Here is a 19,401-nt window from a genome sequence, read left to right as displayed (position 1 = left end):
AACGCCACAGACCAAAGGCCTGTGGCGTTTTTTCAATGCAACCGCCGCTTACACGGTATGCAGATACCAGTTGTACTCAAGGTCGGAAATGGAGTGTTCAAACTCTTCCAGCTCACTTTCCTTACAGGCGACGAAGATATCGATGTATTTAGGATCGATGTACTTGGCCATCACCTCGCTGTCGTCCAACTCGCGCAGGGCATCACGCAGGTTGTTCGGCAGGCTTTGCTCGTTCTGCTCGTAGCTGTTGCCTTCCACGGGTGCGCCAGGCTCGATCTTGTTGGTCAGACCGTGGTGCACGCCTGCCAGGACCGAAGCCATCAGCAGGTAAGGGTTGGCGTCGGCGCCGGCCACACGGTGTTCGATACGTACGGCATCGGACGAGCCGGTCGGTACGCGAATCGCCACGGTGCGGTTGTCCAGGCCCCAGCACGGCGAGTTCGGCACGTAGAACTGTGCGCCGAAACGACGGTAGGAGTTGACGTTGGGGCACAGGAACGCCATTTGGGCGGGCAGGGTCTCCAGCACACCGCCGATCGCATGACGCAATGCGGCGTTCTGCTCGGGATCCTCGCTGGCAAAGATGTTCTTGCCGTCTTTGTCCAGGATCGAAATGTGAACGTGCAGCCCGTTGCCTGCCTGGCCTGGGTAAGGCTTGGCCATGAAGGTGGTGTCCATCTCATGGTCGTAGGCGATGTTCTTGATCAGGCGCTTGAGCAGTACCGCGTAATCGCACGCTTTGATCGGGTCGGCGACATGGTGCAGGTTCACTTCGAACTGCGCCGGGGCACTTTCCTTGACGATGGCGTCGGCCGGGATGCCTTGCTCTTTGGCACCTTCCAGAATGTCCTGGAGGCAGTCGACGTATTCGTCGAGGTCGTCGATCAGGTAGACCTGTGTCGAGTGCGGGCGTTTGCCGGAGATCGGCGAGCGGGGCGGTTGTGGGCGGCCGTTCACGTTCTCCTGGTCGATCAGGTAGAACTCAAGCTCGAAGGCAGCGCAGATGGTCAGACCGAGGTCGTCAAATTTGCTTACAACCTGGCGGAGCACTTCGCGGGGATCGGCGAAGAAAGGTTCACCTTCAAGTTCGTGCATGGTCATCAGCAGTTGCGCGGTAGGGCGCTTTTGCCAAGGCTCATTGCACAGGGTATCGGGGATTGGATAACAGATTCGGTCAGCATCACCGATGTCCAGACCCAGGCCGGTGCTTTCCACCGTCGAGCCATTGATATCCAGGGCAAATAAAGAGGCAGGCAGGTTAATGCCCTTCTCGTAAACCTTGTGGAGGCTGGTGCGTTCGATGCGCTTGCCGCGCACCACACCATTCATATCCGCAATTAGAAGGTCTACGTACAGAACCTCAGGATGATCCTTAAGGAACGCGTTCGCTTCGTTAAGCTGAACGGCACGCGGGGGTACCGACATGATGCAACACCTTTGTTGTTAAAAATATCAATCATTGATCTTTTCTGGTTTCAGTCAACCCGAACGGCATGCCGAAGTCAAGCGAGGCCTTTTTTGCCCTAAAAAAGCGCCGCGAAGCCTTTTTTGGGGCTTTTTGGGGCGGTTTTTTGCATTTGACCGGCTTGGGAATCGCAGGCTTGAGCGGGCCGTGTTGTATTTTTTACGGGGGTGTTGTGTAAAAAAATGAACAAGGCTAAGCTCGATTCAAACCCATAACAGCAATAATACCGGGGTGCTTCATGTTTCACCTGCCGCCACTCGGCGTCTATGCCTGCTTCTGCCAGGCGTTGTCCGCAGTCCGTTCGCCCCGCGTGAATGCCCCGGCACCGGCCAATATTCTTGACGGCCCGTCCGACCTTTTCTTTGCCCCCTCAACTGCCCCTGACCGGCGCCTTTTCAAGGAACCGATCAAGATTGTGCACGACTTTGGCGTGAGGAATGCAACGCTGCAGCAAATGGCAGGTAAGCTCCTACCCTGAATGAACAAACGACGCGGATGCTGCGTCAACCAACGCCTGGCCTTTAATGGATGCCAGGAAACCCAGCCCAGAGGCATTTATGAGTAACAACCTCGACCAGCTCACCGATTGGTTGAAAGACCACAAGATCACAGAAGTCGAATGCATGATTGGCGACCTCACCGGCATCACCCGGGGCAAGATCTCGCCGACCAACAAGTTCATCGCCGAAAAAGGCATGCGCCTGCCCGAGAGCGTTCTGTTGCAGACCGTGACCGGCGACTATGTCGAAGACGACATCTATTACGAATTGCTCGACCCGGCCGACATCGACATGATCTGCCGCCCCGACCAGAACGCGGTGTTCCTGGTGCCGTGGGCCATCGAGCCGACCGCCCAGGTGATCCACGACACCTACGACAAGCAAGGCAACCCGATCGAGCTGTCGCCGCGCAACGTGCTCAAGAAAGTCCTCCAGCTCTACGCCGACAAAGGCTGGCAGCCCATTGTGGCGCCGGAGATGGAGTTCTACCTGACCAAACGCTGCGAAGACCCGGACTTCCCGTTGCAACCGCCGATCGGTCGTTCCGGGCGCCCGGAGACCGGTCGCCAATCCTTCTCTATAGAAGCGGCCAACGAATTCGATCCACTGTTCGAAGACGTCTACGACTGGTGCGAACTGCAGGAGCTGGACCTCGACACCCTGATCCACGAAGACGGCACCGCGCAGATGGAAATCAACTTCCGTCACGGCGACGCGCTGTCCCTGGCCGACCAGATCCTGGTGTTCAAGCGCACCATGCGCGAAGCCGCGCTCAAGCACAACGTGGCGGCCACCTTCATGGCCAAGCCGATGACCGGCGAGCCCGGCAGCGCGATGCACCTGCACCAGAGCATCATCGACATCGCCACCGGCAAGAACGTCTTCTCCAATGAAGACGGGAGCATGAGCCAGCTGTTCCTCAACCACATTGGCGGCCTGCAGAAATTCATCCCCGAATTGCTGCCACTGTTTGCCCCTAACGTGAACTCGTTCCGCCGCTTCCTGCCCGACACCTCGGCGCCGGTCAACGTGGAATGGGGCGAAGAAAACCGCACCGTCGGCCTGCGCGTACCGGATGCCGGCCCGCAGAACCGTCGTGTTGAAAACCGCCTGCCGGGCGCCGACGCCAACCCGTACCTGGCGATTGCCGCCAGTCTGCTGTGCGGCTACATCGGCATGGTTGAAGGCCATAACCCTAGCGCGCCGGTGGTGGGTCGTGGTTACGAGCGGCGCAACCTGCGTTTGCCGTTGACCATTGAAGACGCCCTGGAACGCATGGAAAACAGCAAGACCATCGAGAAATACCTGGGTCAGAAATTCATCACAGGCTACGTCGCGGTCAAGCGGGCCGAGCATGAAAACTTCAAGCGCGTGATCAGTTCGTGGGAGCGGGAATTCCTGCTCTTCGCCGTCTGATGCGCCGGGCGCGCGGCTCGCGCCGTGCGCCCTTCACTGAAATTTCAGGAGATTGGTATGTCCAGCAACAACCCGCAAACCCGTGAATGGCAAGCCTTGAGCAACGATCACCACCTGGCGCCGTTCAGCGACTTCAAGCAATTGAAAGAGAAAGGCCCACGGATCATCACCAAAGCCCACGGCGTGTATTTGTGGGACAGCGAAGGCAACAAGATCCTCGACGGCATGGCCGGCCTGTGGTGCGTGGCGATCGGTTACGGTCGCGATGAACTGGCCGACGCCGCCGCCAAACAAATGAAAGAACTGCCGTACTACAACCTGTTCTTCCAGACCGCTCACCCGCCGGTGCTGGAGCTGGCCAAGGCCATTTCCGACATCGCGCCTGCCGGCATGAACCACGTGTTCTTCACCGGCTCCGGCTCCGAAGGCAACGACACCATGTTGCGCATGGTCCGCCATTACTGGGCGATCAAGGGCCAGCCGAACAAGAAAACCATCATCAGCCGCAAGAATGGCTACCACGGCTCAACCGTGGCTGGCGCCAGCCTTGGCGGCATGACGTATATGCACGAACAGGGCGACTTGCCGATCCCGGGCATCACCCACATCGCCCAGCCGTACTGGTTTGGCGAAGGCGGCGACATGAGCCCCGAGGAATTCGGGATCTGGGCCGCCAACCAGCTGGAAGAGAAGATCCTCGAACTGGGCGTGGACACCGTCGGTGCCTTTATTGCCGAACCGATCCAGGGCGCCGGGGGGGTGATCGTCCCGCCCGCCACCTACTGGCCGCGCATCAAGGAAATCCTCGCCAAGTACGACATCCTGTTTGTGGCCGACGAAGTGATCTGCGGGTTTGGCCGTACCGGTGAGTGGTTTGGTAGCGACTTCTACGACCTCAAGCCAGACATGATGACCATCGCCAAAGGCCTGACCTCGGGCTATATCCCTATGGGCGGCCTCATCGTGCGTGACGAAGTGGTCGAGGTGCTGAACGAAGGCGGCGATTTCAACCACGGTTTCACCTATTCCGGTCATCCGGTGGCCGCCGCAGTGGCCCTGGAAAACATCCGCATCCTGCGTGATGAAAAAATCATCGAGCAGGTCAACAGCGAAACGGCACCCTATTTGCAGCGTCGTCTGCGCGAGCTCAATGATCACCCGTTGGTGGGCGAAGTGCGCGGTGTGGGTCTGTTGGGCGCTATTGAACTGGTGCAGGACAAGGCCACTCGCAAGCGCTATGAAGGCAAGGGCGTCGGCATGATTTGCCGCAACTTCTGCTTCAACAACGGCCTGATCATGCGCGCCGTGGGCGACACCATGATCATTTCGCCGCCGCTGGTGATCAGCAAGGCCGAGATCGACGAGTTGGTGACCAAGGCGCGCAAGTGTCTGGACCTGACTTTGGCGGCATTGCAGGGCTAAGTGCTAGTCTCCGCCTGCGGCAGATAACGCAGGCTGCGGCTCAAAAGAAAAAATTGGAGCATCACCAAATGAAGGCATTAGGTTTGAAGAACGCTGGCAAGACCCTCCTCGCCTTGTCCCTGATGGGCGCAATGGCGGGCGCGGCCCAGGCAGACGATAAAGTGCTGCACGTCTACAACTGGTCCGACTACATTGCACCGGACACCATCGCCAACTTCGAAAAAGAGTCGGGCATCAAAGTGGTGTACGACGTTTTTGACAGCAACGAGACCCTGGAAGCCAAGTTGCTGGCGGGCAAGTCCGGTTACGACATCGTCGTGCCGTCGAACAACTTCCTCGCCAAGCAGATCAAGGCCGGTGTCTACCAAGAGCTGGACACGTCCAAGCTGTCCAACTACAGCAACCTGAACAAGTCCCTGCTCAAAGCCGTGTCGGTCAGCGACCCGGACAACAAGCACGCCTTCCCGTACATGTGGGGTTCGATCGGCATCGGCTACAACCCGGAGAAGGTCAAGGCCGCACTGGGCGTGGACAAGATCGATTCGTGGGACGTGCTGCTCAAGCCTGAGAACATCGCCAAGCTCAAAAGCTGCGGCGTGAGCTTCCTCGATTCGCCAACCGAAATGCTGCCGATCGCGCTGCATTACCTGGGCCTGCCGACCGACAGCCAGAAGAAAGACGATCTCAAGCAAGCCGAAGCGCTGTTCCTCAAGATCCGCCCATCGATTGGCTACTTCCACTCCTCCAAGTACATCTCGGACCTCGCCAACGGCAACATCTGCGTAGCCGTGGGTTACTCGGGTGACATCCAGCAGGCCAAATCCCGTGCGGCTGAAGCCGGTGGCAAGATCAAGGTTGCCTACGACATTCCGAAAGAAGGCGCTGGCAGCTTCTTCGACATGGTCGCCATCCCTAAAGATGCCGAAAACGTCGACGCCGCTTACAAATTCATGAACTACCTGCTCAAGCCGGAAGTCATGGCTTCGATCACCGACAGCGTGCGTTTCCCGAACGGTAACGAGAAGGCCACGGCATTGGTCGACAAGGACATCACCAGCGACCCGGGCATCTACCCGCCAGCCGATGTGCAAGCCAAGCTCTACGCCATTGCTGACTTGCCAGCCGCAACCCAGCGTGAAATGACGCGCAGCTGGACCAAAATCAAGTCCGGCAAGTAAGCCTCAACACCTGTGGGAGAGGGCTTGCCCCTCTCCCACACATTAAATGACAAAAAGTTTTGCCGGATCGGTTTATCGAGGGTAAGTTGCGCGCCGGTTTTGTTGCCGGGCAACAACTTCAGGCCCAACTATTTAAGAGGACCTCCACTTGCCAATTTCTTTATTTCGCAAAGCCATGCTGGTGGGTGCAGGTATCACGCTGGCTGTCAGCGTGCAGGCCGCATCGACGGTGCATATTTATAACTGGTCGGACTACATCGGTACCGACACCCTGGCCAACTTCGAAAAGGCCACCGGCATCAAGCCCGTGTATGACGTGTTTGATTCCAACGAAACCCTGGAAGGCAAGCTGCTGGCCGGGCGTACGGGCTACGACGTGGTCGTGCCGTCCAACCACTTCCTCGGCAAGCAGATCAAGGCCGGGGCGTTCCAGAAACTCGACAAGTCGTTGCTGACGAATTACGCAAATCTTGATCCGGCGTTGCTCAAGCGCCTGGAAAAGAACGACCCAGGCAACCAGTACGCCGTGCCGTACCTGTGGGGCACCAACGGCATCGGTTACAACGTCGACAAAGTGAAGGAAGTGCTGGGCGTCGACAAGATCGACTCCTGGGCCGTGCTGTTCGAGCCGGAAAACATGAAGAAGCTGGCCACTTGCGGCGTGTCCTTCATGGATTCGGCAGATGAAATGCTGCCGGCGGTGCTCAACTACATGGGCCTGGATCCCAACAGCACCAACCCGGACGACTACAAAAAGGCCGAAGAAAAGCTGCTCAAAGTGCGGCCCTACGTGACCTACTTCCATTCCTCCAAATACATCTCCGACCTGGCCAACGGCAACATTTGCGTGGCGGCCGGTTTCTCCGGTGATGTGTTCCAGGCCAAGGCCCGTGCGGCTGAGGCTGGCAAAGGCGTGAACATCGCCTACGCAATTCCGAAAGAAGGCGGCAACCTGTGGTTTGACGTGCTGGCGATCCCCAAGGACGCCGCCAACGTCAAAGAGGCCCACGCCTACATCAACTATTTGCTGCAACCTGAGGTCATCGCCCAGGTCAGTGATTACGTCGGTTACGCCAACCCTAACCCAGGGGCGGACACACTGATGAAGCAATCGATACGCACCGACGAAGCGGTTTACCCACCGCAGGCGGTTCTCGATCGGACATTCGTCAACTTCGAGCTACCCCCGAAAGTGCAACGTTTAATGACCCGTAGCTGGACCAAGGTCAAGACGGGCAAGTAAGGCTCAACCTATCCAAGGTTCGTCCGTATTGGACGTTCTGCACTCTTTTTTTCTGGGAGTTTCGTAAATGGCAGTTGCCTCCGGCGCCTATAAGAAAGCCCTCGAAGGGGACCAGACACCGAAGAAGGTGCTGGTCAAAATCGACCGGGTCACGAAGAAGTTCGACGAGACGATTGCCGTGGACGATGTGTCCCTGGAAATCAAGAAAGGCGAGATCTTCGCCCTGCTCGGCGGTTCGGGTTCGGGCAAGTCCACCTTGCTGCGCATGCTCGCAGGTTTCGAGCGCCCGACCGAGGGCCGCATCTACCTCGACGGTGTGGACATCACTGACATGCCGCCCTATGAGCGGCCGATCAACATGATGTTCCAGTCCTACGCTTTGTTCCCACACATGACTGTGGCGCAGAACATCGCGTTCGGCCTGCAACAGGACAAGATCCCCAAGGCCGAGATCGACGCCCGTGTGGCCGAGATGCTCAAGCTGGTGCAGATGAGCCAGTACGCCAAGCGCAAGCCGCACCAGTTGTCCGGTGGCCAGCGTCAGCGTGTGGCCCTGGCCCGTTCCCTGGCCAAGCGCCCGAAACTGCTGCTGCTCGATGAGCCCATGGGCGCCCTCGACAAGAAACTGCGTTCGCAGATGCAGCTGGAACTGGTGGAAATCATCGAGCGCGTCGGCGTGACCTGCGTGATGGTGACCCACGACCAGGAAGAGGCCATGACCATGGCCGAGCGCATCGCGATCATGCACCTGGGCTGGATCGCCCAGATCGGCAGCCCGATCGACATCTACGAAACGCCTACCAGCCGTCTGGTGTGCGAGTTCATCGGCAACGTCAACATCTTCGACACCCAAGTGGTCGATGACGCCGAAGGCCATGCGGTGCTCAAGTGCCCGGACCTGGACCGCGACATCTACGTGGGTTACGGCATCGCCACGTCGGTGGAAGACAAGTCGGTGACCTACGCGATTCGCCCGGAAAAACTGCTGGTCACCACCGAAATGCCGACCTGCGAGCACAACTGGTCCAGCGGCAAGGTGCACGACATCGCCTACCTGGGCGGTCACTCGGTGTTCTACGTGGAGCTGCCGAGCGGCAAGCTGGTGCAGTCCTTCGTAGCCAACGCCGAGCGCCGTGGCCAGCGGCCCACCTGGGGTGATCAGGTGTACGTGTGGTGGGAAGACGACAGCGGCGTGGTACTTCGCTCATGAACACAAAAAAGCTCAAGCGGCGCTTGAACCGCCTCGTCCCTAGTGGCAAGCAGGTGGTCATCGGGATTCCGTTCCTGTGGCTGTTCCTGTTTTTCGCCCTGCCGTTTTTCATCGTGCTGAAAATCAGTTTTGCCGAAGCCGACGTAGCGATCCCGCCGTACACCGAGATCTACACCTACGTTGAGCAGAAGCTGCAAGTGGTGCTGAACCTGGCCAACTACAGCTTGCTGGCGGGCGACGAGTTGTACATCGCCGCGTACCTGGGCTCGCTGAAGATGGCGTTTTTCAGCACGCTGCTGTGCCTGCTGATCGGCTACCCGATGGCCTACGCCATTGCCACCGCGCGCAAAGAGATGCAGACCGTGCTGGTGCTGCTGATCATGATGCCGACCTGGACTGCGATCCTGATCCGCGTGTATGCGTGGATGGGCATCCTCAGCAACAACGGGCTGCTCAATGGCTTCCTGATGTCCATGGGGCTGATCAACGAACCGCTGCAGATCCTCAACACCAACATCGCGGTGTATATCGGCGTGGTCTATTCGTACCTGCCGTTCATGATCCTGCCGCTGTACGCGAACCTGGTGAAGCATGACCAGAGCCTGCTGGAGGCCGCGTCGGACCTGGGTTCGAGCACCTTCAACAGCTTCTGGAAAATCACCGTGCCGCTGTCCAAGAACGGCATCATCGCCGGTTGCATGCTGGTGTTTATCCCGGTGGTGGGCGAGTTCGTGATTCCGGAACTGCTGGGCGGCCCGGAAACCCTGATGATCGGTAAAGTGTTGTGGCAAGAATTCTTCAACAACCGTGACTGGCCGGTGGCGTCTGCCCTGGCGGTAGTGATGCTGGCGATCCTGATCGTGCCGATCATTCTGTTTAACCGCAGCCAAGCCAAAGAATTGGAGGGCAAGATATGAAGCGCGTCAGTTTCTCAAGCTTCATGCTGGTGGCGGGGTTGCTGTTCATCTACCTGCCAATGCTGATCCTGGTGATCTACTCGTTCAACGAATCCAAGCTGGTGACGGTGTGGGGCGGTTGGTCGATCAAGTGGTACGTGGGCCTGCTGGACAACACCCAGTTGATGGGGTCGGTGGCCCGCTCCCTGGAAATCGCCTGCTACACGGCGGTTGCCGCGGTGGCGTTGGGTACGTTGGCGGCGTTTGTGCTGACGCGCATCAGCCAGTTCAAGGGCCGTACGCTGTTCGGTGGCCTGGTGACGGCGCCTCTGGTGATGCCGGAAGTGATCACGGGTCTGTCGCTGTTGCTGCTGTTCGTGGCCATGGCGCAGATGATCGGTTGGCCCCAGGAGCGTGGCATCGTCACCATCTGGATCGCCCACACCACGTTCTGTGCGGCGTATGTGGCGGTGGTGGTGTCGGCGCGCTTGCGTGAGCTGGACCTGTCGATCGAAGAGGCAGCCATGGACCTCGGCGCGCGGCCGTGGAAGGTGTTCTTCCTGATCACCATCCCGATGATCGCGCCGTCGCTGGCGGCGGGCGGCATGATGTCGTTTGCGCTGTCGCTGGATGACCTGGTATTGGCCAGCTTCGTGTCGGGCCCGGGCTCGACGACCTTGCCGATGGAAGTGTTCTCGGCCGTGCGCCTTGGGGTTAAACCCGAGATCAACGCCGTGGCCAGCCTGATCTTACTGGCGGTGTCGCTGGTGACCTTCCTGGTGTGGTTCTTCAGCCGTCGCGCCGAAGAACACCGCAAGAAAGCCATTCAGCAAGCCATCGAAGAAGCGGCAGCAGATGGCTGGAAACAGCCGGACAAGCGCCGGGCGCCTGCACCGGTCTAAAGCCTGGTGTAATACAAAATGTGGGAGGGGGCCTGCCCCCGATAGCGGTGTATCAGTCAACAGATGCAGTGACTGGCAGTCAGCAATCGGGGGCAAGCCCCCTCCCACAGTTGATTGCATTTCAAGCCCAAGGCGACGTGCGAATCACCTCCACAAAGTTCATCGGCTTGAACCCCGGCTCCTGATCCACCAGCACATCGGTCTTCACGTTGCCAAACGTGGTCTGCGGGCGATGGCGCAAGCCGTCGGCAAAGGCGCAGATGATGCACTCCTTGAACCCTTCACCCCGTGGATGCGCATGCACCACGGCTTCGCGCTGCACGCTGGTAAACGCGGCGTAATCCATGCCCAGCACGTCCATCTCCACACCGGCCGTCACCAGCGCCACGGTAGGGCGCAGATGTTGCGGCACACCTGGCGTGGTGTGCAGGGCAATGGACAGCCACACCTGTTCGATATCGTCATCGCTCAGCCCATAAGGCTTTAGAAAGGCGGCGGCCGCATTGGCACCGTCCACTTCGAAACGCTCGTTATCGCTGCGATGACCTTCCACCAGCCCGAGGTCGTGGAACATCGCGCCGACGTAAAGTAGCTCCGGGTTGTAGGTCAACTGCTTGCGCTCACCGCTCAACGCGCCGAACAGAAACACCCGGCGCGAGTGGTGGTAGAGCAGGTCGGATTCGATGTCGCGGATATACTCGGTAGTGGCCTTGGCCAGGGCGCTGTCGGGGATCTTGATGCCGGCGATGGAAGTGGTCATGGTGGCTCTCCTCTGGAAAGCATCCAGTCTGGTCGCGCGCCCACGAAGCGGCCAGGGTGACGAGGGTGCGATCCCGGCCAATCTGGCGCGACATCGTGCCAAGGGTGTACGCGATCAGATGTGGGAGCTGGCTTGCCTGCGATAGCATCACCTCGGTATACCTGATGGACCGAGTCGTCTGCATCGCAGGCAAGCCAGCTCCCACAGCGTTTTGCGTCAGCCCGAGATATAAGGTTTGCCCATGCACAAAACCGTCGCCATCCTGATCTTCCCCGGCGTCCAGTCCCTGGACGTGACCGGCCCCATGGACGTGTTCTGCGAGGCCAACCGTTTCCTCGCGCCCGACGACCATTACCAACTGGAAGTGATCGGTGTCGGCCACGGCACGATGGCAGCCTCCAATGGCTTGTCACTTCAGGCTCACAGGCATTACAGCGAAGCCCTGCAAGCCTATGACCTGCTGCTGGTTGCCGGCGGCCCGCAGTTGCCGTTCGAGGATTTCGGGCCGCCGTTCAGTGAGTGGCTGCGCGGCGCTACGGCCCGTGCGCAGCGCTTCGGCTCAATCTGCAACGGCGCTTTCATGCTGGCTCGTGCCGGTCTGCTGGACGGCAAAACCGTCACCACCCATTGGGGCGACGCCGCTGACCTGGCGCGCCTGTGCCCCTCGGCCCAGGTCGAAGCCGACCGCCTTTACGTACAGGACGGCAATCTCTACACCTCCGCCGGGGTCACGGCGGGCATCGACTTGTCGTTGTACCTGCTGTCTCAGGACCACGGCCCTCAGGTGGCCTTGAGCGTGGCCAAGCGCCTGGTGGTGTTCACCCAGCGCTCAGGCGGGCAGTCGCAGTTCAGCCCGTTTCTTACGCCCCATGCCGAAACCACCTCGGCCGTAGCGTTGGTGCAGCTGTATGTATTGGCGAATTTGACCGGGGATCTGACCATCGCCGACCTGGCCAAGGCCGCGCATATGAGCGCACGCAATTTCTCTCGGGTGTTTGCCCGTGAAGCGCAGGTTACGCCGGCGGAGTTTGTCGAGCGGGCGCGGGTGGATGCGGCGCGGGTGCTGCTTGAAAGTACTCACGCACCGCTGAAAACCGTGGCTTACCAATGCGGTTTTCGCGATGCCCAGCACATGCGCAGTGTGTTCAACCGCCGGTTGGGGGTGACGCCGCAACAGTTCAGGCTCAACTTTGCGGCGCCATCGCCATCGCCATCGCCATCGCTATCGGGGCGGTGCGACGACTCGACAAGCCCCCTCCCACAGTTTTGATCGTGTTTGCGGCTGCTATCGGGCGGGCAGCAGTTTCAGGGTGCCACGGGTGTTGGCGGTGACTTCTTCATCACTGAAGTGCGCCTGCTCGTAGCCGCCTTCGATATATGTCTGCGCCTGGTCGCTGTAGTGGCGGTCAAACGGCACGCCGCTTTGCCCGACCGGGTTGATCGTCAAGGCGTGGGCCACATCGGCAAAGTCGATCAGGCGGCGGGTCGACGGGCCGTAGGTCACCGGCCACGGCGCCGGGCCGATGGCGGCCGACTGGTTGTTCGGCACCTCGTGGCTGCCGGGCGCCGGGAAGGGGCCCACGTTGACGATCAGGTCCAGCGGTTTCTGCGAGCCCAGCGGATGGCCGTGGGTCAGGGTATGCGCCTTGCCCCACTGCCATTGCGTTGGGTCATCGCCGAAGGTGGCTTTCAGGTGCATGAGGCTGTTGTCCCACGCGAGCTTGACGGTCTCGGCGCGCGTGCCGTCCCACCAAGGCGAGGTCGGGTCAGCGGCCAGGCGTGGCAAGGCGGCGTCGACGACCCGTGTGGTGAGCAGGGTCTTGAACATGGCGTCGCCGAGTTTTGGGCGAAAGGTCGCGTCGGCGAGGTTGTAGAGAAGTTGGTTGAACAGCGTGGCGCTGGTGGAGTCGAGCGGGTAGTCACCTTTCCAACTGGCCAGTTGTTCCACCAGCTTCAACTGTGCCGGGTCCTTGACCACCTCACGCAGCACCGGCAACAGCGGCGCCAGCAAGCGCGGGCCAAAGGCAGTGGTGGTGCCCAATTGCAGGGCCTGGCTGTTGTTCACATCCCACTTCACGCTCTTGTCGCTCAACTGCGCGTTCAACTGTTGGCCACGGTCGGCCAGGTTGTAATAGCCGGGGATCTCCATGCCGGTGGGCGATGCCGGCTGGGCATTGGCCGACACCACATAACCGCGAGCCGGGTTTTCTTCCTGGGGGTTGGCGCTGAACGGATAGAAGCCCAGCTTGTCGGCCTGGGCGGTGCTGCCGTCGAGGATGAACCCAGGGTTGACGCCAGCCGGACGGATCGGCAACTGCGCCGCTGCCCACCAGCCGATATCGCCCTTGGCATTGGCCCACACGATATTCAGCCCCGGTGCCGACACCTTGGCCGCCGCCGCGCGGGCCTTGGCCAGGGTGTCGGCGCGGTTGAGCTGGTAAAAGCCGTCGAGGATCGGGTTCTGGGTATCGAGGAAGGCCCACCACAGGGCGATGGGCGTCTTGCCGGCGGTCTCGCCAAGCACGTCATTGATAATCGGCCCGTGGGGCGACTGGCGCAGGGTGAGGGTGACCGGCGCCTGGCCTTTCACCGCGATCTGTTGTTCGCTGCTGGTCATGTCGACCCATTGGCCGTGGTACCAGACCTGGTTGGGATTGTCCGGGTTGATCTTCTCGGCGACCAGGTCGACGTCGTCGTTCTGGAACATGGTCAGGCTCCAGCCAAAATCCAGGTTGTGCCCCAGGAACGCCACCGGCACCAGCGCGTTGTGATAGCCATACAGCTCAAAGCCCGGCGCGGACAGGTGCGCCTCATACCACACCGATGGCACCGAGAAGCGGATATGCGGGTCACCTGCCAGCAACGGCTTGCCGCTCTTGGTGCGGCTGCCGCTGATGGCCCAGGCGTTACTGCCTTCGAACTGCGGCAGGCCGTTGTCGGCCAGGGCCTGCTCGCTCAAGGACGCGATGGCGCCGAGTGTTTGCCAATCGCTGGCGGCCAGGTTGAGCGCGCCTTTGGGTTGCCAGTCGAGGTCGAAGACTTTCAGGTACTCGCCGCCCAATTGGTCGCGGACGTAGGTCAGCAAGGGTTCGGTACGAAATGCGGCGGCAAAGCTGTAGGCCATATACCCGGCGACGCTGATGGTGTCTTCGGCGGTGAACCGGCGCTTGGGGATCCCCAGCACGTCGAACTCCATCGGGCTGGCGTGGCTGTCCTGATACTGATTGATCCCGTCCAGATAGGCTTGCAGGGCCTTCCACGAGGCAGACTCGTGATCCATCTGTTCCACGTAGCTCAAGGCTCGCTCACGGATGCGCAGGCTGCGAAACAGTTTGTCGGTCTCCAGCAGCTTGGGGCCCAGCACCTCGGCCAGTTCGCCACGGGACAGGCGCCGCATGATCTCCATCTGGAACAACCGGTCCTGGGCGTGCACATAGCCGAGGGCGCGATACAGGTCGGTCTCGTTCTCGGCACGGATATGCGGCACGCCACGGTCGTCGTAGCGCACCGTGACCGAGCCTTGCAGGTTGGCCAGCGTGACCGTGCCCTGGCGGGTGGGCTGCTTGCTGTACACATACCAGCCGCCGCCGAGGGCGATCAGCACTATCAGAACCGCGAGAACCCGCAAGACGCGCTTCATGGACTTTCCTTACCGGGAGTGGAGTGACTAACGATCTACAGGCCACGAACAATAGCAGCCCACTGCCAGGGTGTGAGTGGCACTCACTTCACGGCCTGCTTGGAGTGCCTTCAGGATCGGTTCGATAAAACTGTTGCTGGCGTTGCACGTCAGGCCTTCACTGTACGGCCCGAAATACGCGAGCTTTCCTGTGCGATCCCAGATGCCTACGGCTGGGCTGGCCGGTACCTGGCTGGCGCCGGGCAGGGCGGTGAGGATTTTCATGTTGCGCAGGTTGTCGGGCAACCGGCCGTGGCTGCCGGGTTTTTGCAGGGCGTAGAACTCTACGCCCTGGGGCGCGAAGTGCTCGATCAACTCGCCCAGGTGCTGCTGGTTGCCAACGTTGCACGGGCAGGCCGGGTCCCAGAAGTGCACCAGGCGGATCGGACCTGGGCCACTCAGTTCGGCAGGCAGGCGCAGTGCATCGCCGGAAAACACCGCGGTGTGTTCGCTGAAGGCGCGCAGGTAGCGGCCCTGGAACCAGTCATACGCGGCCCACAGCACGCCCGCGCAGATGATCAGGATCAGGCTGGCAAACAGGGTGGTGCGGTAGGGTTGTCGCATTCAGATCAATCCTCGAAGGTCGCGTAGCTTGCCATGCCTGCCCTGACAGATGAATATCGCAGCTCGATATTCATCTGCGCTGTACGTTTAGTCTGGAACCTCTTATGCCCGTTACCTTTGACCCCGATCATCTGCGCGATAGCTTGCGACCCCTGGTGGATGCGCAACCGCTCAGCGCCGAAGCGCGGGTGTACCAGCGTTTTTATGGGTTGGACCTGGCCGCGCGCAAAGTGCCGGCTGTGAGCCGTCTGGGACGCTTTGAAGTGCGCGGGTTCGAGGTGGTGGGGCAGGTGTGGTCGCCGCCACAACCGGTGGCAACGATGTTTATGTTCCACGGCTTCTACGACCATATGGGCCTGTATCGCCACGTGGTGGACTGGGCGCTGGACCAGGGCTTCGTGGTGATCGCCTGCGACCTGCCGGGACACGGCCTGTCCAGCGGGGTGCGCGCCAGCATTGATGATTTCGCGGTGTACCAAGACGTGGTGCAGGCACTGTTCGCCCAGGCCCAAGCGCTGCAACTGCCGCAACCCTGGCACCTGTTCGGGCAAAGTACCGGCGGCGCGGTAGTGGTGGATCACCTGCTTCACCACGGTGCCGACAGCCCGGCCCAGGGCAAGACCTTCCTGTTGTCGCCGTTGGTACGGCCGCGGGCGTGGGGGTGGTCGCAGCTCAGCTATTACCTGCTGCGTCCGTTCGTCAAAGGCATCGCCCGGCGATTCAGCGAGAACACCAACGACCCGCAATTCAAGCCGTTCCTGGAGGCTGACCCGCTGCAGCCGCGCCAACTGCCCACCGCCTGGGTGGGCGCACTGTCACGCTGGATCAAGCGTATCGAAGCCGCACCGCACAGCTCGCGGAGGCCGGTGATTGTGCAGGGTGAGGAAGATATGACGGTGGAGTGGCAGCACAACTTGCAGGTGCTGCGGGGCAAGTTTGATGCGCCTGAGGTGTTGATACTGCCCCGTGGCCGACATCACTTGGCGAATGAGATTCCGGAGATTCGTGAAGAGTACTTCCGGTATTTGACAGACCATTTGAAATAACACAATCCCAATGTGGGAGGGGGCTTGCTCCCTCCCACATTGGTTAAGGTGCCAGGCTTGAGGTGCTCTGGCCCACCGCCAGCCCGGCGCGGATCGCTGCCAGCGCCGCTTGGTAATACGCCTTACCCTGCGGCGACTCCGCAAACGTCGCGAATTCTTCCAGCTCCGGGTCAGACAAATCCCGATAGACATACAGCAGCGTATTGTTCAGATCATTCCCAATCTGCTGCATCAACCGCTCACGCTGGCCATTCAACATGCCTTGGGCCTGACCCCCACCCAGCAGGCCAGGGATCATCTGGCTCAAGCTGTCAGCCGCGACACCGGCAATCGCCAAGCTGACTTCTGCACCAGCCTCGCGGGCGGGGAGCGCCTGGGCCAGGTGGCCGATGATCAGGCTGCGCGTGGCGTCGGCTTCGATTTTAGGCAGGCCCTGGGCGTTTTTCGCCAGTTGGTCGCGGCGGGTGGCGAGCAGCTCGGCGGCGACAATCTTGCGGCCCAGCGGTGATTGGAAAAACGCCAGGGCAGGCTTGGGGTCTGCCAGGTTCTTGCGCAACTGCGCCTCGGCGCGTTGGTCCATGGGTTGGGCGGCAAAGCGTTTATTGCTGTTGTCCACCAACGCCTGGTAAACCGCTGGCGGCAGGCTGTTGCGGTAGCGCTGCTGGGCAGCACTGAGGGCGTCATTGAAATGCGCACGTTGTTCGGCCCAGCCGGCGACCTTGTACAACTGGTCATGGCCGTCTGCCCAAGCGGGCAAAACGCAGAACATCAGCAAGGAAAAAAACAAACGACGCATATGGACTCCTGTCAGTCGGCCACTATTGTCCGTGTCGGGCGTAGGATTTGTCGAGAAGTCCTATCAGTCACCTGACTAAAGTGTGGTGAGACGCTCGACGGCGCTGTCGGATTTGAAGACGTATGGATACTATGCGCGCCATGCAAATACCCCTCGATCACCCCCTGCTGCAACGCATTGTCGACGACCTGGCCGAAAAAGGTTGGTCGCAGCAGAACGGCTTCCTGCCCCAGGCTCTGACCCTGGAACTGGCGGCTGAGTGCCGTAAACGTGCGGCCAAGGGTGAACTGGCGCCGGCGGCGGTGGGGCGCGGACCGTCCCAGGAAATTCGCGAGGGCATTCGTGGCGACCATATCCAGTGGCTGGAGGAGGGCGATGCTGCCGTCTGCGACAGCTACATGGCGGTGATGGACAGCGTGCGCCTGGCGATGAACCGGGGCTTGTTCCTGGGCCTGGAAGATTTCGAAAGCCACTTCGCGATGTACCCGCCAGGAGCGTTTTACCTCAAGCACCTGGACCGTTTTCGCGACGACGACCGGCGCATGGTCTCGGCGGTGATCTACTTGAACGACGCCTGGCTGCCCGAGCATGGCGGTCAGTTGCGCATGTACCTCAAAGGCGGCGTCGAATACGATGTGGTGCCCACTGGCGGTTGCCTGGTGGTGTTCCTGTCGGGCGAAGTGCCCCACGAAGTCATGCCCGCCACGCGCGAACGCCTGTCCCTCACCGGCTGGTTTCGCCGGCGGGGCAACGAGCCGTTTTAACCATGCAAAAGATTTTGATCAGCCGCTGCCTGCTCGGCCACAAGGTACGTTACAACGGTGGAGCCAGCGGGCCGTTTGACCAACTGGCGGCGTGGCAGGCCGAAGGCCGGGTGGTAGCTATCTGCCCGGAAGTGTCGGGCGGTTTGCCGACGCCCAGGCCCTCTGCCGAGATTCCCGGCGGGCAAGGCATTGATGTCTGGGAAGGCCGCGCCAAAGTGCTCACGGCCGAAGGTGAAGATTTCAGCGCCGCCTTTCTCGATGGCGCCCGTCAGGCCCTGGCGTTGGTGCAGCGCCACGGTATCCGCATCGCCATCCTCAAGGCCAATAGCCCGTCCTGCGGCAATCTGCTGACCTATGACGGCACCTTCACGGGCGTGAAGGTGACTGGCGAGGGCGTCACGGCGGCGCTGCTCAAGCGCCACGGCGTACAGGTGTTCAGTGAGTTGGAGTTGCCTGAGGCGGCGCAGGCGTTGGCGCTACTGTAGGGGCATCGCCCTCCAACCACTTCTGCGACAGCGCCTTCAACCGGCCGTCGTCCTTCACCCGCTTCAATGCGCCGTCCAAACTCGTCTTGAATGCCGGGTTGCCCTTCTGGAACGGGATTGCCAGCTCAGGCTTCTCGCTATAAGCCTCGCTGAAATCGAACTGATCCTTAAGCTCGGCAGTCATAGCGATATGGTTGATGGCCACGTCGTATTTGCCGGTGGCGACCCCCGGCAGCAGGTCGGCGTCATCGGTGGTGATGAACGAGGAGCGCACGTCCATTTCCTTCGCCAGCAGTTCTCCCAGCTCGACTTCGAAGCCGGTGAGTTTGTCGCCTTCCTTGAAGTTATAGGGTGGAGTGTCGGCTTCAAGGGCGATGCGCAGTTCGCCGCGATCATTCACGTCGTCGATCAGTTCGGCATGCGCCAAAGGGCTCAGAAGGGGAAGCAAAAGTAACAGGCCAGGCGAAAAGCGCATGGTCACTCCTAAAGAATTCGAATGTGCGAGGCGCCGTTCAGCATCGCTTTGCTATGGTGGTGAGTGCCTTGGACAGCAATTTGTCGCGAAGTTGTCATAACCCTACAGATTTCACAGAAAAACTGGAGAAGCGAATGAAAGCCCTTTTGTCCCGTGCAACGATAGCCAGCCTGTTGCTGGGCGCCTCGATGTTGGCCAATGCCGCCGATGTGCCTCGTACCCCCGCGCCCAAAGGTGCCGAGGTGTTTATCGTCTCGCCCAAAGATGGTGCCACTGTCGACAAGACCTTCACCGTCAAATTCGGCGTCAAGGGCCTGGACCTGGAGCCGATCGACAAGCAAGTGCCCAACGCCGGTCATCACCACTTGCTGGTAGACCAGGACGTGAAGTCGCTGAAAGCTGACGAAGCCATTCCGGCCACCGCCACCTCGATCCACTTCGGCAAGGCGCAAACCGAAACCGAGCTGACCCTGACCCCAGGCAAGCACACCCTGCAATTGGTGGCTGGCGACAACGTTCACCGCCAGTTTGAACCCACTGTAGCCTCGAAAATCATCACGGTTAACGTCAAGTAAGATTTGTTCAGACAAAAAAATGGGA

18 protein-coding genes and 1 pseudogene are annotated in these 19,401 nt (G+C 60.4%); 13 read left to right on the top strand and 6 right to left on the bottom strand.

Going from position 1 to position 19,401, the window contains the following annotated elements; translation table 11 throughout:
* Positions 1–48: 48 nt before the first annotated feature.
* Positions 49–1,425: a glutamine synthetase family protein gene (locus tag DNK50_RS01950; protein ID WP_003213894.1), complete on the bottom strand. Its 1,377-nt coding sequence runs from the start codon at positions 1,423–1,425 to the stop codon at positions 49–51.
* A 278-nt stretch (positions 1,426–1,703) separates the two neighbouring features.
* Here DNK50_RS01950 and DNK50_RS01945 point away from each other — a divergent pair, with 278 nt between their 5' ends.
* From DNK50_RS01945 to DNK50_RS01910, 8 genes are all read left to right on the top strand, one after another.
* Positions 1,704–1,943, top strand: a complete 240-nt coding sequence (locus DNK50_RS01945; protein ID WP_099585911.1) for a hypothetical protein — start codon at positions 1,704–1,706, stop codon at positions 1,941–1,943.
* Positions 1,944–2,022: 79 nt separating this feature from the next.
* Positions 2,023–3,381 (top strand): glutamine synthetase family protein, encoded by a 1,359-nt coding sequence (locus tag DNK50_RS01940; protein ID WP_099585910.1) that lies wholly within the window; start codon positions 2,023–2,025, stop codon positions 3,379–3,381.
* Between the two features lie 57 nt (positions 3,382–3,438).
* Positions 3,439–4,803 carry an aspartate aminotransferase family protein gene (locus DNK50_RS01935; protein WP_099585909.1) on the top strand — a complete coding sequence of 455 codons (1,365 nt, stop codon included), beginning with the start codon at positions 3,439–3,441 and terminating at the stop codon, positions 4,801–4,803.
* An 83-nt stretch (positions 4,804–4,886) separates the two neighbouring features.
* A complete protein-coding gene (locus DNK50_RS01930) occupies positions 4,887–5,981 on the top strand; it encodes a polyamine ABC transporter substrate-binding protein (protein ID WP_099586239.1) in 1,095 nt (364 codons plus the stop codon).
* Between the two features lie 148 nt (positions 5,982–6,129).
* Entirely contained in the window at positions 6,130–7,224 is a 1,095-nt protein-coding gene (locus DNK50_RS01925) for a polyamine ABC transporter substrate-binding protein (protein ID WP_099585908.1), read from the top strand.
* A gap of 67 nt (positions 7,225–7,291) precedes the next feature.
* A complete protein-coding gene (locus tag DNK50_RS01920) occupies positions 7,292–8,434 on the top strand; it encodes an ABC transporter ATP-binding protein (RefSeq protein WP_028618367.1) in 1,143 nt (380 codons plus the stop codon).
* Complete coding sequence (locus tag DNK50_RS01915) at positions 8,431–9,351, top strand: ABC transporter permease subunit (protein WP_099585907.1); 921 nt, start codon at positions 8,431–8,433, stop codon at positions 9,349–9,351. The genes DNK50_RS01920 and DNK50_RS01915 overlap by 4 nt, the downstream gene beginning before the upstream one ends.
* Positions 9,348–10,232 (top strand): ABC transporter permease subunit, encoded by an 885-nt coding sequence (locus DNK50_RS01910; RefSeq protein ID WP_099585906.1) that lies wholly within the window; start codon positions 9,348–9,350, stop codon positions 10,230–10,232. Before DNK50_RS01915 ends, DNK50_RS01910 begins: the two co-directional genes overlap by 4 nt.
* 121 nt (positions 10,233–10,353) lie before the next feature.
* Here DNK50_RS01910 and DNK50_RS01905 read toward each other — a convergent pair whose 3' ends face one another.
* Positions 10,354–10,992 carry an HD domain-containing protein gene (locus DNK50_RS01905; protein ID WP_099585905.1) on the bottom strand — a complete coding sequence of 213 codons (639 nt, stop codon included), beginning with the start codon at positions 10,990–10,992 and terminating at the stop codon, positions 10,354–10,356.
* A 241-nt stretch (positions 10,993–11,233) separates the two neighbouring features.
* On the opposite strand from DNK50_RS01905, the pseudogene DNK50_RS01895 reads away from it, so the two are divergent.
* A pseudogene (locus DNK50_RS01895) lies at positions 11,234–12,193 on the top strand (GlxA family transcriptional regulator); the annotation flags it as partial.
* 84 nt (positions 12,194–12,277) lie between these two features.
* On the opposite strand, the gene DNK50_RS01890 reads toward DNK50_RS01895, so the two are convergent.
* Entirely contained in the window at positions 12,278–14,632 is a 2,355-nt protein-coding gene (locus tag DNK50_RS01890) for a penicillin acylase family protein (protein WP_112192702.1), read from the bottom strand.
* Positions 14,633–14,659: 27 nt separating this feature from the next.
* A complete protein-coding gene (locus DNK50_RS01885) occupies positions 14,660–15,235 on the bottom strand; it encodes a DUF6436 domain-containing protein (protein ID WP_112192701.1) in 576 nt (191 codons plus the stop codon).
* A 104-nt stretch (positions 15,236–15,339) separates the two neighbouring features.
* Between DNK50_RS01885 and DNK50_RS01880 the strand changes: the two genes are divergently transcribed.
* The gene (locus tag DNK50_RS01880; protein ID WP_112192700.1) at positions 15,340–16,281 is read left to right on the top strand and encodes an alpha/beta hydrolase; all 942 of its coding nucleotides are present in this window, start codon (positions 15,340–15,342) and stop codon (positions 16,279–16,281) included.
* Positions 16,282–16,324: 43 nt separating this feature from the next.
* On the opposite strand, the gene DNK50_RS01875 is transcribed toward DNK50_RS01880, so the two are convergent.
* Positions 16,325–17,077 carry a DUF2059 domain-containing protein gene (locus DNK50_RS01875; RefSeq protein ID WP_099585900.1) on the bottom strand — a complete coding sequence of 251 codons (753 nt, stop codon included), beginning with the start codon at positions 17,075–17,077 and terminating at the stop codon, positions 16,325–16,327.
* A gap of 131 nt (positions 17,078–17,208) precedes the next feature.
* On the opposite strand from DNK50_RS01875, the gene DNK50_RS01870 reads away from it, so the two are divergent.
* Complete coding sequence (locus tag DNK50_RS01870) at positions 17,209–17,841, top strand: 2OG-Fe(II) oxygenase (RefSeq protein ID WP_112192699.1); 633 nt, start codon at positions 17,209–17,211, stop codon at positions 17,839–17,841.
* Between the two features lie 2 nt (positions 17,842–17,843).
* Positions 17,844–18,326 carry a DUF523 domain-containing protein gene (locus tag DNK50_RS01865; protein ID WP_112192698.1) on the top strand — a complete coding sequence of 161 codons (483 nt, stop codon included), beginning with the start codon at positions 17,844–17,846 and terminating at the stop codon, positions 18,324–18,326.
* Here the strand turns inward: DNK50_RS01865 and DNK50_RS01860 are convergent.
* A complete protein-coding gene (locus DNK50_RS01860; protein WP_112192697.1) occupies positions 18,277–18,801 on the bottom strand; it encodes a transporter substrate-binding domain-containing protein in 525 nt (174 codons plus the stop codon). The genes DNK50_RS01865 and DNK50_RS01860 overlap by 50 nt on opposite strands.
* Before the next feature lie 134 nt (positions 18,802–18,935).
* Here DNK50_RS01860 and DNK50_RS01855 point away from each other — a divergent pair, with 134 nt between their 5' ends.
* Positions 18,936–19,376, top strand: a complete 441-nt coding sequence (locus DNK50_RS01855) for a DUF4399 domain-containing protein (RefSeq protein WP_112192696.1) — start codon at positions 18,936–18,938, stop codon at positions 19,374–19,376.
* Positions 19,377–19,401: the final 25 nt, after the last annotated feature.

It is taken from the genome of Pseudomonas sp. LG1E9 (genome assembly GCF_003290225.1).
In the GTDB taxonomy this organism is placed as follows: Bacteria; Pseudomonadota; Gammaproteobacteria; order Pseudomonadales; family Pseudomonadaceae; genus Aquipseudomonas; species Aquipseudomonas cyclaminis.
This window is presented reverse-complemented; position numbering and strand designations above follow the sequence as displayed.